Origin of the sequence: Streptomyces mesophilus (genome assembly GCF_040300965.1) — a bacterium.
In the GTDB taxonomy this organism is placed as follows: domain Bacteria; phylum Actinomycetota; class Actinomycetes; order Streptomycetales; family Streptomycetaceae; genus Streptomyces; species Streptomyces mesophilus_A.
On sequence record NZ_JBEPEW010000040.1, the window covers coordinates 1 to 14,051 of the forward strand.

13 protein-coding genes are annotated in these 14,051 nt (G+C 69.1%); 5 read left to right on the forward strand and 8 right to left on the reverse strand.

From position 1 onward, the window contains the following. Positions 1-422 precede the first annotated feature (422 nt). Positions 423-677 (reverse strand): hypothetical protein, encoded by a 255-nt coding sequence (locus ABT367_RS16680; protein WP_352253829.1) that lies wholly within the window; start codon positions 675-677, stop codon positions 423-425. A 419-nt stretch (positions 678-1,096) separates the two neighbouring features. Between ABT367_RS16680 and ABT367_RS16685 the strand changes: the two genes are divergently transcribed. After that, positions 1,097-2,302, forward strand: a complete 1,206-nt coding sequence (locus ABT367_RS16685; protein WP_352253830.1) for an aminotransferase class V-fold PLP-dependent enzyme — start codon at positions 1,097-1,099, stop codon at positions 2,300-2,302. A gap of 288 nt (positions 2,303-2,590) precedes the next feature. Further along, positions 2,591-3,085, forward strand: a complete 495-nt coding sequence (locus ABT367_RS41460; RefSeq protein WP_434975477.1) for an SMI1/KNR4 family protein — start codon at positions 2,591-2,593, stop codon at positions 3,083-3,085. A 588-nt stretch (positions 3,086-3,673) separates the two neighbouring features. Here ABT367_RS41460 and ABT367_RS16690 read toward each other — a convergent pair. From ABT367_RS16690 to ABT367_RS16705, 4 genes are all read right to left on the reverse strand, one after another. Continuing rightward, positions 3,674-3,952: a hypothetical protein gene (locus ABT367_RS16690; RefSeq protein WP_352253831.1), complete on the reverse strand. Its 279-nt coding sequence runs from the start codon at positions 3,950-3,952 to the stop codon at positions 3,674-3,676. A gap of 32 nt (positions 3,953-3,984) precedes the next feature. Then, positions 3,985-6,078 (reverse strand): condensation domain-containing protein, encoded by a 2,094-nt coding sequence (locus ABT367_RS16695; protein WP_352253832.1) that lies wholly within the window; start codon positions 6,076-6,078, stop codon positions 3,985-3,987. Positions 6,079-6,213: 135 nt separating this feature from the next. Then, on the reverse strand, positions 6,214-6,702 hold the full coding sequence (locus ABT367_RS16700) for a nuclear transport factor 2 family protein (RefSeq protein ID WP_352253833.1): 489 nt from the start codon (positions 6,700-6,702) through the stop codon (positions 6,214-6,216). Positions 6,703-6,806: 104 nt separating this feature from the next. Next, positions 6,807-7,628, reverse strand: a complete 822-nt coding sequence (locus tag ABT367_RS16705) for an AfsR/SARP family transcriptional regulator (RefSeq protein ID WP_352253834.1) — start codon at positions 7,626-7,628, stop codon at positions 6,807-6,809. Between the two features lie 293 nt (positions 7,629-7,921). Between ABT367_RS16705 and ABT367_RS16710 the strand changes: the two genes are divergently transcribed. Together ABT367_RS16710 and ABT367_RS16715 are read left to right on the forward strand one after the other, a co-directional pair. Beyond that, the gene (locus tag ABT367_RS16710; RefSeq protein WP_352253835.1) at positions 7,922-8,680 is read left to right on the forward strand and encodes a thioesterase II family protein; all 759 of its coding nucleotides are present in this window, start codon (positions 7,922-7,924) and stop codon (positions 8,678-8,680) included. Continuing rightward, positions 8,677-9,606 (forward strand): AfsR/SARP family transcriptional regulator, encoded by a 930-nt coding sequence (locus tag ABT367_RS16715; protein WP_352253836.1) that lies wholly within the window; start codon positions 8,677-8,679, stop codon positions 9,604-9,606. Before ABT367_RS16710 ends, ABT367_RS16715 begins: the two co-directional genes overlap by 4 nt. On the opposite strand, the gene argB is transcribed toward ABT367_RS16715, so the two are convergent. Together argB and ABT367_RS16725 are read right to left on the reverse strand one after the other, a co-directional pair. Next, on the reverse strand, positions 9,560-10,525 hold the full coding sequence (gene argB, locus ABT367_RS16720) for an acetylglutamate kinase (RefSeq protein WP_352253837.1): 966 nt from the start codon (positions 10,523-10,525) through the stop codon (positions 9,560-9,562). The genes ABT367_RS16715 and argB overlap by 47 nt on opposite strands. Before the next feature lie 279 nt (positions 10,526-10,804). Continuing rightward, on the reverse strand, positions 10,805-12,148 hold the full coding sequence (locus tag ABT367_RS16725) for a lysine N(6)-hydroxylase/L-ornithine N(5)-oxygenase family protein (protein WP_352253838.1): 1,344 nt from the start codon (positions 12,146-12,148) through the stop codon (positions 10,805-10,807). Positions 12,149-12,402: 254 nt separating this feature from the next. Between ABT367_RS16725 and ABT367_RS16730 the strand changes: the two genes are divergently transcribed. Next, complete coding sequence (locus ABT367_RS16730) at positions 12,403-13,050, forward strand: FMN-binding negative transcriptional regulator (protein WP_352253839.1); 648 nt, start codon at positions 12,403-12,405, stop codon at positions 13,048-13,050. A 37-nt stretch (positions 13,051-13,087) separates the two neighbouring features. On the opposite strand, the gene ABT367_RS16735 is transcribed toward ABT367_RS16730, so the two are convergent. Next, positions 13,088-13,813 carry an LmbU family transcriptional regulator gene (locus ABT367_RS16735; RefSeq protein WP_352253840.1) on the reverse strand — a complete coding sequence of 242 codons (726 nt, stop codon included), beginning with the start codon at positions 13,811-13,813 and terminating at the stop codon, positions 13,088-13,090. Positions 13,814-14,051: the final 238 nt, after the last annotated feature.

Below are 14,051 nucleotides of genomic sequence, written 5' to 3' on the forward strand. Positions count from 1 at the left end.
CGGCCACCGCGTCCGCGCCGGTCGTCAGCGTGGTGGCGACACGGTCGCCGTGGCGGACTCCGCCGGCCCGCAGGTACGTGGCGATGCGGTCGGCGGCCGACCGCAGTTGGGGTGCGTCGGGCCGGGTACGGACGTGCTGCTCGACAAGATCACAGACCGACAAGACCGACATCATTCGCTCCTCGGGGCGGCGCCTTCCGGCTTGGAAACTTCTTGCCAACACCTTGGCAAGTACGTCTCGGGCCACCGTCTCGTCTCGCTTGAGCGGGACTTGATCCGCAGCTCGGCAGGGGAGCGGTGGCGCAACCGGCCGGGGCGGTCTTGGCAAACCAGGCCGCGGAGAAAAGGCCGAAGCCCCCGCGGCGGCTCAAGGCCGGCGGGGGCTTCTCGGGTGGCGCTGCTTGTGGTACCCGCGATCACGCTCAGACGGTGGGGGCGACGGGCAGGCCCGGGTCGCCGGCCGGGGTGGTGGGCAGGCCGGGGTCGCCTTCGGTGGTGGGGGCGACGGGCAGGCCCGGGTCGCCGGCGGGGGAGGTCGGCAGACCGGGGTCGCCGGCCGACTGCGTCACCGAGGCCGCGGCGTCGGCGGCGTACGCGGTGGAGGAGCTGACGGTCACTCCGGCGAAGGCGGCGGCGGCGATGGCGGCGGTGGTGGCGATCCGGGCGATGCGGTTCATGGCTGGCTCCTTGGTTGGTCAGTTTGTGTTGCCTCGTTGGCAACCTTCTGCCAAGAAGCTTGGCAAGAGTTCCTCGGGTTTCTCTCGCGAAACGGTCGAGATTTAATCGAGCCTTCCGCCGAACTCCGTGCAGGGCCGCAATCCTGGCCCAGGATTCCTTCGAAGCGACCCTTTGACCTGCATTGATAAGGCCGGGCAGCCGCTTGGCAGAAATCCGCACCGCTTGGCAAAATCCGGCAACTTCCTGCCCAGGGAAAGGGAAACGTGCGGATGTCGGCCCGCACGGAGGAGTAATTCCGTAGAAGAAATCGCTTACTAGATTCTCGCTGGAATGCACATTGCCAAAATCTCCCGACGCTGGGCAATATCTTGCCAACACATCAGGCAGAAAGTTTCCAGCGCTGAGGGGAGTCCCGGACATGAAGGCGACGTCTCACGGAGGTACACGGGTCCACCTGGACCCGGCCGGCCAGGGCCGGATGCCCGACGCCGCCCGTGCGGCGTTCGTTCACTGGACACGGCACGACGACCGCTACGGCCCTTACGAACTGGAGGAGTACCTCGAGGACGTGGTGCGGGGCGAGCTCGCCGACCGACTCGCCACCGCGCTGCACCCCCCCCATGGGGACACCGCCCTGTTCGCCGGTGCCGCCGACGCATTCGCGGCCTTCACCGAGCAACTGCCGCTCGGACCGGGCGACCGCGTGTGGACCACGCCGTACGAGGGCCATGAACAGCTCACCGCGCTGTACGCCCTGCGCGACCGGACGCGCTGCCATCTGACCGTCGTCCCGCTGCGGGAGAACGGCGACCTGGATCTGGAGTGGATGCAGGCCCATCTCGACGACAGCGTCGCGCTCGTCTCGGTGACACATGTGGCGGCAGGGTGCGGCATCGTCAACCCGGTCGAGGACATCGGCCGCATGCTGCGTGCCCACCGCTGCCTGTACGCGGTCGACGCCTCGTACTCCGTCGGGCAGCTCCCGCTGGACGTCTCCCGGATCGGCTGCGATCTGCTCACTGCCGACGGCTGGCGGTTCCTGCGCGGCCCTCAGGGCCTCGGATTCGCATGCTTCGCGCCGGAGTTGAAGGACTTCTACGGGCCCTCGGACGGTATCCGGCCGCGGCCGGCGCCGCACGGCGCCGCCGTCGTCGCACTGAACGCGGCGCTCGCCGAACGGCCACAGTGCTTCCCGGACGAGGAGCTGGCCGATGAGGTGCGCGACGTGGTCCTGCGGGCGCCCGGTACGGAAGTGATCGCCCCCGGCGGCGTTCAGTCCGCGATGCTGGCCTTTCGCCACGAACGGCTGTCCGCCGGGCTGATGCGCAAGGAGCTCGCGGCCCGAGACGTCGTGGTGCGCAAGCTGGTCGGCCAGGAGAACCCGCTCTACCTGCCGGGGCGCGGCATCACGACCGCGGTCCGCGTGTCACTGCACCACGACACCGACGCGCAGGACATCGCGCGATTCGGCGAGGTGCTGAACGAGGTGCTGGCCGCGGCGTACCGCAGCCCTGCCGTCGACGCTCCCCGCCGGCAGCAGGAGGGCGCCACGATCCTGCGATTCCCGACGCGCGCGGCGGCCGGGGAGGACATCGGGGCGCTCGGCCTGCCGCACGGCCGGTAGCCGCCCAGGCGGGTCAGCGGGCAGTCCGGGCGCCGCCCATGGGGGCATGCGACGGCGGTTGGGTATCTCAAACCGACAACGCGACCCTGGCTTCAAGCTCTGTCTGCGAAGGGCGACTTGAGACGGGTCTTCAGAACCCGCCTTTGAACCCGGCGGCTGTCCACGCGAATGGAAGGTTGGGTACTTTGCCCTCCGGCCGAGGGGGAGGGCGCGTGACTGTCGAGGAGTCGTGGGACGAGATCGAACGTTGGATCGCCCGGTACGCCCTGCAGGAAGATCCACTGCCTGCTGCCTGCTGCCTGCACCCGCGCAGACCTTGAGGCCCTGTACGGGTCGCTCGGGGTGCGTCTGCCGAAGGACGTTGAGCACTCGCTGCTACGGCATGACGGATCGGGCCTGACCACCGTTCTCCCGCCCGGGTACACGCTCCTGAGCATTGAGGACATCCTCCGGCACCGGGCGACCTGGTTGAAGTACGCGATGCCGGATGACGCGAACCTGGCGGAGGAGGACAAGCTCTTCCTTGTGCCCGTAGCTGCGTTGAGCGTTGTCCAGCTCCTGGTCGACACCAGGACGGGGCGGCTCGGCTGGTGGGACATCGAGCAGGGCTTCGGCTGGAAACGCGATCCGCTCTGGAGCTCCTTCACCAGTGCGATGGACTTCGTCGGGCACCTGCTGTCGTTGCCCCCCCGTCGACTGAGCCCGACGGGAACACCTCTCACGGGCCGGCGGCCGTCGGCTCATCGCGCGCGAGGAGGTCGTCAGCGGTCCCGCTCCTCATGACGCCAGAGGACGGAAACGACGCGGGTCAACGCAACGACTCCGGCATAGGCGCAGAGATATCGACCGGGACTGGAATCGGGTGAGCACCGTATCCGGGGGTGCGCGACCTGTTGTCACGGGCCAAGCCTCAGAACGGGACTGCCAGCCCTGCGTCCCGTAGGCGGACCAGGCCCCGGTGCAGGCACTCGCCGGCTGATGCGCCATCAGCCCTGACTGCTTGGGAGAGAGCGGCGTCGTCCACACCCGAGTCCGCATCAACCTCAGTGTCCCGGACGGAAGTTCTGTCATCGTCACGCAGTCAAGTGCTATCCGGCTGTCGCGGGTGAGGGCCACCAGCGTGCACGCGCAGTAGGAGAAGGCCCAACTCGGGGCCCTCCCTGCTCGATACGGTAGGGGCCCGCGTAGACGTGCCAGAGGCGCGCGTACAGGTTCTGGCCGCGCTGGTTGGAGGGCGGCGCCAGCAGGCGGACCACTGGGGCGCGACGGCTTTGAGAACCCATCCCGGATCGCGGGCAAAGGACTCCGTGCGCACCCAAGTTCGCCACCGTGGCGCGTGAGTGAGGTCAGCAGAGGTGCAGAGACAGGTTCTCAGCGCTTCTCGAACGAGAGCGCCGCACTCGGTCCGGGCGGGCGATGCTCTTGCCGGCAGGTCGCGTACACCGCGACAAAGGCGGCGAGTCCGCTCACCGCGCCGTTCGGGGCGAGAGCCGTGACCGCGACGTTCTGCTTGAACCCGTGCGACAGCGCACGGTGCGCCTCGAGTGCGGCCGCGACGAGCTCCGCAGGTTCTCCGTCCCCGCGGGTCATCGCCAACGCCTGTGCCCAGGCGCGGGAGACCATCTCGTCCTTGCGCCGATGAACAGGCACGGATGCCTCCTTGTGGTCGCCCCGAGGGGGATTCACAGCCCACGTCCGAGGGCGGACGCCAGTGCGCGGGCGAGGTCGTCGGGAGCGGTTCCCGCCGCGTCGAGCACGACGGCGAGCGGCCGGTGGCCATCCGCCGCGCTGAGAGCGGCGATGGCGCAGGCGGCCTCGCCGTCACCGGAGAAGGCGACCAGGGCCAGCCCCGCACCGGAACGGATACGGGCGCCGAGGGTGGCGTGCACGGCGCGAGTGGCGCTGTCCGCCGCGGGGCCGCCGGCCGGTACGGGCCCCAACAGGAGGATCTCCTCCGGCCCGGTGTAGGCGTGAGCGAGCCGGCCGTAGAAGGCACGGGAGATGCCCGGCGCCTGCAGCAGACCGATCGTGCCGGCACCAGCGCGAGCGGGCAGGCGCAGCACGGCCTGCGGGACACCGTCCTCGGGGGCCTCGCCCGGTCTCGGCGCTTCGGCGGACTTCGCCCGGTGCGGAGTTCCGATCCCCAGCCCGGAGAGTAACTCGAGCGCCTCGCCGACGGTGGTGAACTCCCCTGCTCCTCTTGGCAGTTCGCGCAGCAGCAGCACCACATGGGCGAGCAGTTCCATGACCTCGCGGCGGTGCGCCCGGTCGTAGGTGGCGGTCAGCACCAGCCGGCCTTGCCGGTCGTGCTGGGTGATCAGGGTGACCGGGTAGGCGGTATGCGCGCCGAGGCTCTGCGGCGGCTCCACCTCGACACCGAGCGCGCCGAGTTCGGTCTGCGAATCGGTGAGGATGCGCGGCGCCGCCTCGAAGGTGAGCAGCGTGTCGGCGGGCGGCTGCGTCCGGCCGGCCAGATCGTGGATCTGCCCCACCGACATCCATTCGTACGCGGTCTGGTCGAGGAAACGGTCACGCAACGCGGTGATCAGCTCGGGCAGCGTGGCGTGCGGGTCCACGAGCACGGACTGCGGCAGTGGACCGGCCAGGGCGCCGGGGGTGAGCTCCGCCCCCTCGAACGGGACGGTGCGGCCGGTGGCGGTGGTGGCGAAGCGCACCTGTGCCCGCCCCTCGGCCCGGCCGGCGCGGTACAGGAGCAGGGACCACACCGCCTGCAGGGCGATGAACTCGCCCGCACCCCACCGAGCGGCCCAGCGCCTGAGCTCTGTGGTCTCCTGCTCGGTCAACCGCAGCAGGGAGCGTCCGTCGCCGCGCCCGCCACCGGTGAACAGAGGGGGAACACAGAACGGTTCACCGGCCGGGAAGCCACCGGAATCGGTGGAGTCACCGGAGGCCGCGAAGAAGCCGTCGGCGGGTGTGGTGCGCTGCGCGGCAAGCCAGGTCCCGTAGTCCGTCATGTCGGGACGGCGCTCTCCGCCGGGGAGTACACCACCGGCGAGGTAGCCACGGTAGAACTCCCTGACAAGCAGCCGGATCGAGAAGCCGTCGAGCAGAGCGTGATGGTACGTGAGGAGGATCCGGGCCGGCTGCGCCCGCTCCTGCGGGCCGCCCCCCAGCAGGGTGATGCGCAGGGGGGCCGGGCGGCGCGGGTCGATGCCGCGGCGCCGTTCGGCTTCGACGAGAGAGGGCCATTCGGTGCTGCCGTACGGCATGCGCAGAATCTGCGATTCGGCCTCCTCGTGAATCACGAGACCGGGTTCCGCCCAGCCGTCGAAGGCGGTGCGCAGCACGGACTCCCTGGCGAAGACGGAGTGCCAGGCGGCAGTGAACCGCGCCACGTCCAAAGGGCCGTGCCAGTCCCAGGCCACCTGCTCGACCTGGCGCCCGGAACCGGGATGCGCGTCCGCGTCCGCGAGGAGTTCACGCTGCAGCGGCGTCGCTGTCAGCCGGCGGGCGCTCAAGGAACTGCGGCCGCCGCGGGTGAGAAGGTCGGCCAGCGCGCCCAGCGGGAGTTGCTCCCGGGCCGAGTGCGCGCGGCGGTCGAAGCGCAGTGTGTGCTGCCCGGGCCCACGGCTGTGCAGGTCGGCCAGCCAGACAGGAGTGCCCGGGCGGCGTGCCGAGAGGGCATCGAGTGCGGCTTTGACCCGGGTGGCCTCGATCGGCCCGCGCAACTCCACCACGGGAGCCTCGTCGGGACCAAGGCGCACGATGACAGCGATCGGCTCGTCCTGCGGACGAGCGAAGCGGCTAGTGGTCATCGGCTGTCCGGGGCGCGCCCAGGCGAAGGCCCCTCTCCTTTCCCAAGGTGCGCCGCTCAAGCATCTGCAAGGCCATCACCAAACCCCTGACAGAATCCTGACGTCCCGATCAACCGGCGTGGGCTGTACGGCAGCTCAGGCAAGGTCGTCACGGAGCACCCGGCGGTGCGCGATGCGCCACTCGCCCCGGCTGGGAACCAGGGCGTCCTCCATTACACAGACGTACAGGGCTTTGCCGCCGCCCATGTGCAGCGCCTGGCTCCCGCTCTCGTCCGACGGCGCGTGCACGAGGGCAGAACAGCGGGTGCGCAGTGCATGATCGTGACCGGGCAGCAGGTCGAGCCGGCCCACCCAGTGGGTGAGGCGGTGGCCGGCCCGCCGCCGGCGCGCCGCACCGGCGCGGGGATAACGGGCGAGTCCGGTGCGCGCCGGCACCGGCTCGGGCAGAAAAGGCAGGTCCAGGGTTGCGTCCTCGGTGAACAGACCACCCCACGCCGCGACATCGTGCGTATCGAGGATGCGCATCTGATGTGCGTAGAACTGCTCGGCCTGACGGTGCAGCGCCGCGAACTCCTGGGCCCGGCCGAGGCGTTCGATGCTGGTGTCGATCAACTCGACGGTCATGGTCCCGGCCTCCGGATCCGTCCCGATATCAGTCCGGCCAGTGTCCGGGACTGTGATCGAGCATCCGTCGAAGCCGGCTCGAGGGTGGCTGGAGCGCCCTCTGCTCAGGCCGCGAACAGGTTGAACGTCGAGGTGCGCCGCTCGCCCGAGAGCACATCCAGCGCCGGATCGACAGCAAGGATCATCTGGTGCAGCCGCTGCAGCTGCGGCGAGGGCTCCACACCGAGTTCGTCGATGAGACGCTTGCGCAACCTGCGGTAGACATCGAGTGCCGTCGCCTGGCGACCGGCGCGGTACAGCGCGACCATCGCCTGAGCGTGCAGGCCCTCGTGCTGCGGATGGCGTGCGATCAGGTCCGCGAGTTCCGAGACGAGATCGCCGTGCCGGCCCAGCCGCAGATCGGCGTCGATCCGGCGCTCGAGCGTGACCAGACGGGACTCCCGCAGCCGGAGGATCTCGATGGAGAGGACCGTGCCCGCGGGGACATCGACAAGCGTGGGTCCTTTCCACATGGCGAGAGCACTCTTGAAGTGCTCGGCCGCGTGGGCGTCCTCGCCGCTCTCGAAGGCGCGTTGGCCGTCGGCCACCAACTGCTCGTAGCGGTACACGTCCACGCAGTCGGCCGACATCTGCAGGACATAGCCGCCGTGCCGGGTGGCAAGGATCTCCTTGGCATTGCCGGGGGAGTCGGGCCCCATGGCGGTGCCCAGCCGGCGGCGCAGCTGCAGCACGTATGTCTGCAGCGTGGTCATGGCGCTCTGCGGCAGGTGGGAAGACCAGAGCTCCTCCATGAGTGTGCCCACCGGGACGATCCGGCCCGGATGAAAGGCGAACAACGCAAGGAGTTGGCGAGGTTTGCTCGCAGTGGGCACGATCGAAACGCCGTCGAGGGTGGCGGTGAGCGGGCCCAGAACCTGAATCTCCACAGTTTCCTCCCCGTACGCAACGAGTGTTGGTCGTACCGGAGACCAGCCAGATGGGTCTGGGGTCCGTGGAAAGATAGAACGGTTCTGGTCCTGTTCGTACGCGGCTATACCGGTGCTCGAGTTGCCCTGTACGCAGGCTCGTTCGGCCTGGAGGCGTTCTGTAGAACGCGTCGAGCCCCACTTGAGCGGGCGGCTGTCCGCGCCGTACCGCGGCTATCGTCGACAAGCCCTGTACTCGGTCCAGGGCCAGGCCATCCATCCGGACACGTGAGTGTCCTGTCGCGGGAGCCGCCATGCGAAAGGTCCTTGAGCCCCGGCTGCGTCTGTTCGTGTTCCATCACTCCGGTGGCTCGCATCTGATGTACCGCGATTGGCCGGCGTGCTTCCCGAAGGACTGGGACGTGTACGTGCCCGATGCCCCGGGCCGCGGTCCGCGCGACGAGCGGCCCGCCGTGAGCGACACCGGTGAACTCCTCGATCACTTCGAGCATGAGCTGGACGACAGGCTGCGCGGCCGCTTCGCATTCTTCGGGCACAGCATGGGCGGGCTCGTGGCGTACGAGCTGACCCGACGTCTGCTGGCCGCCGGGCGGACCCCGCCCGTCTGGCTGGGGATCTCCGCACGCAGCACGCTGCACCCCGACGGTGACCCCACACGCCGCCACCTGCTCCCGGACGCGGACCTGCGTGCGGAGCTCACCGCGATGGGCGGTACGTCCTCCTCGGTCATGGACCACGACGAGCTGTGGGAACTGTTCTCGCCCACCATCCGCGCGGACCTGCGGATCAGCGAGACCTGGCGTACACCGCCGCTTACTGCTCCGCTGCCCGTACCTCTGTCCCTGTTCGGCGGCGCCCAGGACCATGTGGCCCCGCCGCAGCGCATGGCGGGCTGGGCCGGAGCGTCCGAGCGCCTCCTCGGCCACCACGTCTTCGAGGGCGGCCACTTCTACTTCCAGGGCAGCCGGCTTGCCCAGGTGACGCAGCGGATCCACGAAGACGTGAGCCGTGCGTTGCTGCTGGCCGAGGAGTCGCCCCAGGCAGTGCGATGACCGTCGAGCAACTCGCCGGACCGGCGGTGCGCGAGGCGACCGAGTTCCGGCTGCTCGGGCCCGTGATCGTGCACGACGCACGGACGGGGGTCGGCTTCGCGCCGTCAAGTCCCAAGCAGAGGGCTCTGCTCGCAGCCCTGGTCATCCATGCCGGCGAGCGCCTGTCGGTGGACCGCCTGGTCGAGGAGCTGTGGGGAGACCAGCCCCCCGCCAACGCCCCCAACGCGCTGCAGGCCCATGTCTCACGGCTGCGCCGGCTGCTACCGGACCGCGGCCACGAGTGGATCAGCACGCTGCCCACCGGATACCTGCTGACCCTCGGTCATGCCTCGACCGACGTCGCCCGCTTCTCACGGCTGTCCGCGCAAGGGCGGACAGCCGTGCCCGAAGACCCGCGTCACGCGGTGGAACTCCTGTGCCAGGCCATCGAGTTGTGGCACGGGCCGGCCTTGCTCGACAGCTGTCGCGGGCCCATCTGCACGGCCGAGGCGGACCGCCTCGAGGAACAGCGACTGACCACCCTGGAAGCTCTGTACGAGGCCCGGCTGAACACGGGCAGCTATCTCGCTGTCATCCCCGACCTGGAGCGGCTCATCGCCGATCATCCGCTGCGCGAGCGTTTCTACGACCTCCTGATGGTCGCCCTGTACCGGGGTGGCCGCCAGAGCGAGGCACTCGGCGTCTACGAAAGCGCGCGCCGCCGTCTGATCGGCACGCTCGGCATCGAGCCGGGCCTTGCCCTGCGCTATCGCCTCGAGGCGATCCTCAACCACTCACCCGCCCTGACGTCCACGCGCCCGCACCCAACGAGCCTGGCGACCCGGGTCGCCGAACTGCAGACCCGTATCGAGCAGCTGGAGCGGGCTCATGAGGGCATGCTCAAACGGTGCTGTGCGACCGAGGGGCACTTGAAGTCATCGCTTTGAGGAACGGGTTGTCCTGCAGTACCTCCACGACCTCCGGATCGGGAACGACGACCGTCCCGAACCCGTCACCGGGGAACATCGGCAGGAGCACCGCGTGGGCAACCCTTCCGTCGATGACGCGAGCCGCGCCGACCCCGCCCTTCACGGCGTCGAGGCAGCCCGTCATCTTGGGCACCATGCCGCTGCTCAACTCCGGCAGCAGCTTCTCCAGTTCGCTGATCGTGAGCCGTTCCACGACTTTGTCACTGTGCGGCCAGTCCTCGTACAGGCCCGCCACATCGGTGAGCATGATGAGCTGCTGGGCGCCGAGGGCGGTTGCGAGCGCCGCCGCCACGGTGTCGGCGTTGACGTTGTAGACCTGGCCGTCCTCGACACTGCGGGCCAGCGGAGAGATCACCGGTATCCGGCCGGCCGAGAGCAGGTCCTCGATGGCGCCGGTCCGTACTTCGACGATCTCGCCGACCCGGCCGATGTCCACCGGCTCCCCGTCGATCCACGGCTGGTGCCGCCTCGCGGTCAGGCTGTCCGCGTCCTCGCCGGTCATGCCGACGGCGAGCGGGGCGAACTGGTTGATCAGGCCGACCAGTTCGCGCTGGAGCCGGCCCGAGAGCGTCATCCGCACCACGTCCATCGCGAGCGGCGAGGTGATCCGCAGACCGGCCCTGAACTCGCGCGTCAGACCGTGCAGGGCGAGCTCGGCATCGATCTGCGGGCCGCCCCCGTGCACCACCACGGGCCGCAGACCGGCGCACCGCAGAAAGACGATGTCGCGGGCGAACGCCGCCGTGAGGCTCTCGTCGACCATCGCGTGGCCGCCCAGCTTGATGACCAGCGTGTGGCCCTGGTGGCGGGCGAGCCAGGGCAGGGCGTCGTCGATGGCATTGGCCTTGAGCTGGGCGAGATGGGTCGGGGCAGTCATGAGAACCTCGCAGGAGGAGCGATGAGTTCACCGACCGGGACAAGGGCGCTCATGGGCACGATTCCTTCTGTGGAGGACCCGGACGCGCGCCGGGCCTGATCAGCAGGGAAGTTGTGTCAGTACGGATCGGGTACGCGTGGGCCCCGCAACCGCCTGAGAGCTCTGCGGACAGTGACTCACTGTCCGCTCGACGGATCGTCGTGAACTGCTCGAGAACGGATGCAGCGGAGACACACGGCGACCCCGGCGCCGCCCTGCGGCGCCGGGGACTGCGGGCGCTCAGACAGCCGAGTGCGCGAGCTGCGCATCGGCCAGCTCCGCCCGGGTGCGCCGCATCACGATGGAGTCGGCGATCTCCCCGCTGCGCACCGCGATGTTCGACAACAGTGCCGAGGACAGCCCGTGGGTGTGCTCGGTCCCGCCCTGCAGATAGACCCCGCACGTCAGACCGGTCGCGGTGACGAGGCGGTAGTCGCGGGTCACCTGGTGCCTGCCCGACTCGTCGCGCTTGAAGTTGCGGTCGAAGTCGTCGCCCAGCAGCCTCGCCGGGTCCAGGCCGTCGTAACCGGTGGCGAACACCAGCGCGTCGACGACGATCTGCTCCTGTGTGCCGTCGAGTACGGAGTGCAGGACGACCTTTGTCGCGTCGCCCAGATGCTCGATCTCGGCGACCCGTGTGAGGTTGCGGAAGTGCAGCCGGAGGCTGCCGCGTACCTGCTCGTCGTAGGAGCGCTGGTACAACGCACGGATGACGTCCGCGTCGACCACCGAGTAGTTGGTGTTGCGGTGGTAGCGCCAGAAGGAGTCACGGGCGCGCTCGGTGCCGAAGTAGTACTCGTCGACCGCGTTGGGGTCGAAGATCTGGTTGGCGAAGGGGGTGTCGTCGGCGACGGAGTAGCCGTACGACGGAAGGATCGCCGAAACCTCGGCGTGCGGCAGGGAGTCGTAGAGGAACCGGGTGATCTCGGCCGCGCTCTGGCCCGCGCCGACCACCGCCACGTTGCGCAGCTCGTGCGGGGGCTGCTGCTGGTACCTGCTGAGGAACTCCGAGCTGTGCCAGACCCGCGCGCCGGCTGACATGCCGTCCGGCAGCCGCGGCACAAGACCCGTGGAGATGGCCACGTTGCGCGCGGTGACGACGCTGGTCGTCCCGTCGGCGTCGCGCACCTCGACGTCAAGCAGCCCCGGCCGGCCGTCCGCGTCGGCGACGGGCCGGATGGCGGTGACCTCGGTCCCGTAGGTGACCCGGTCGCTCAGGCTCGACGCCGCCCACTCCAGATACTGATGGAATTCGTGGCGAGTCGGATAGAAGTCCTGGTTGTTGACGAACTGAACAAGTCGGTCGGAGGCGTGCAGGAAGGAGATGAAGCTGTACCGCGAGACCGGGTTCCTGAAGGTCACCAGGTCCTTGAGGAACGAGATCTGCATCGTCGTCGACGGCAGCAGCATGTTCCGATGCCAGCCGAACATGAGCTGCCGCTCGAAGAAGTGCGACCTGATCGGCTGCTCGGGGGACGTGGCCTCGTGCTCCTCCAGGGCGATCGCGAGCGCCATGTTGGACGGGCCGAACCCGATACCGACCACGTCGTAGATCTCTTCGCTGGGCCTACCCGTTGTGTCCATAGAAAATTCTCCCGCTGGCGTGTGGAAAACTCGACCGGCTGGCTCGAGAGACCGTTTTGCAGTGTTCTCTTCCGGGTGTCGTACGGGCAACCGAAAAGACGTGGAATTGCCCCCGGCGTCATCGAACACCCCTGATTTCCAAGAAGGTTGTCCCGTCGACAGGACGGTCAGTAGCGTGGTCGGCGTTCTTCTGGATTCCCCTTGCCCTGCATCAGGGCCCCGTCCCCGACTCTATTCCCGAAAGGTGAATTCGGATGTTCGTACCCAGCTTCTACCGTGAGCCGGACGCGTCCTGGATGGTGGACCTGGTCCGCGGCAATCCGCTGGCGCTCGCGGTGACCAACGGCGACCCGCAGGAAGGGCCCTTCGCCACGCATCTGCCGGTGATCTTCGACCCCGCGGCCGACGGCGGCGTGGAGGGCGGACTGCCCGGCGCCACGCTGCTCGGGCATCTGAACCGGGCCAACCCGCACTGGTCGGCGCTGCAGGACGGCGAGTTGCTGCTGCTGACGTTCACCGGCCCGCACTCGTACGTCTCGCCCACCGTGTACGAGACGACGCCGGCCGCCCCGACCTGGAACTTCACCGCGGTGCACGTACGCGGCGTGATCGAGAAGATCACCACCATCGAGGAGACGCTCGAGGTCGTACAGGCCACCGTGAGCGCCTACGAGGGAGCGTTCGGCAACGGCTGGGACATGACCGCCTCGCTCGACTACTTCCGCAAGATCGTGCCCGCCGTGGGTGCCTTCCGGCTCACCGTCACCAAGGCCGACGGCATGTTCAAGCTGAGCCAGGAGCAGCCCGGAGAAGTACGCGAGCGGGTGCGGGAATCGTTCGGGCAGAGCGGTTGCACCTACCGGCGCGAGACGGCGGCCCTGATGAGCAAGCTCGGAGGATGACGGGAGCGGCCCGGTCGCGGGCGGTCAGGCCGGGCGGTCAGGCACGGACGGTTGCCGCGGCCCGGGCCGACTGCTCGATGAGGTCCGCATCGGGCTCGCCGGCCTCCTCGTCCAGGGTGCTGTGCGCCGCACTGTCGAGCGTGCTGACCACCCACTGCTCGAAGTCCACGCCCCGTTGCCGTGCGGCTTGGTGCCACCGCTCGATCCGGTTGCCGGGCAGCTCCAGCTGACGGCTCGGTACGGGTGGGACGCTCCGCTGCTGCTCGCCCTGGTGGACGGCGCGGATGGCATTGCGCAACTGCTTGGTGGTCCACCGGTGTTCCTCGGCGCGGTCGAGCCAGAGCTCCTGTTCCGGCACGGTCATCGACGCCAGTTCCGCGTGATGCTGGAAGGTCAGGGCCGGTCTGCGCCGGCTGTGGTCGAAGCGCCGGGAGACCCAGGCGTAGTTGCGCAGCGTCTGGTACGAGAGACCGACGGCCCGGATCCCACGCTGGTAGCGGTCGGTGTAGTGGTCTTTCCCGTAGACCATCCAGTCCCCCTTCCACCAGGAGGAGGAGTCGAGGACGTCGGCGAGCTGGCGTCCGGCGCGCTCCCATTCGTCGTAGGCCATCTTGGCCGGTATCTGCAGGCCGACCCGAGTCGTCAGCACTTGACCTCGGCGCGGTGCGTCCGGCGTGGCCCGCGGCTGCCGGGCCGGTGGCTGCGGGAGCGCGGGCGCCATGGAGCCGGCGAGCCCTGCGGTCTGTTCGGTCTGGTGCGCCATCACGCCTCCAGGAGAAGGATGCACTGAACCGACGTGAAGCCTCGCAGGGGTACCTCGGCCGCCACCTGAGGCCCGCTCGAACGCTTGCGCGCCGCCCGGCTGTTGAGAGCCGGGCGGCGCCCGCGTTTGTCCTGTCGACGGGAAAGGTGGAAGGTTGCCGATATCCGTCCGGGATTCCGCTGCGGACTTCCGCTGCGGACTTCTGCTGCGGACTTCCGCTGCGGGACTTCTGCTCGAG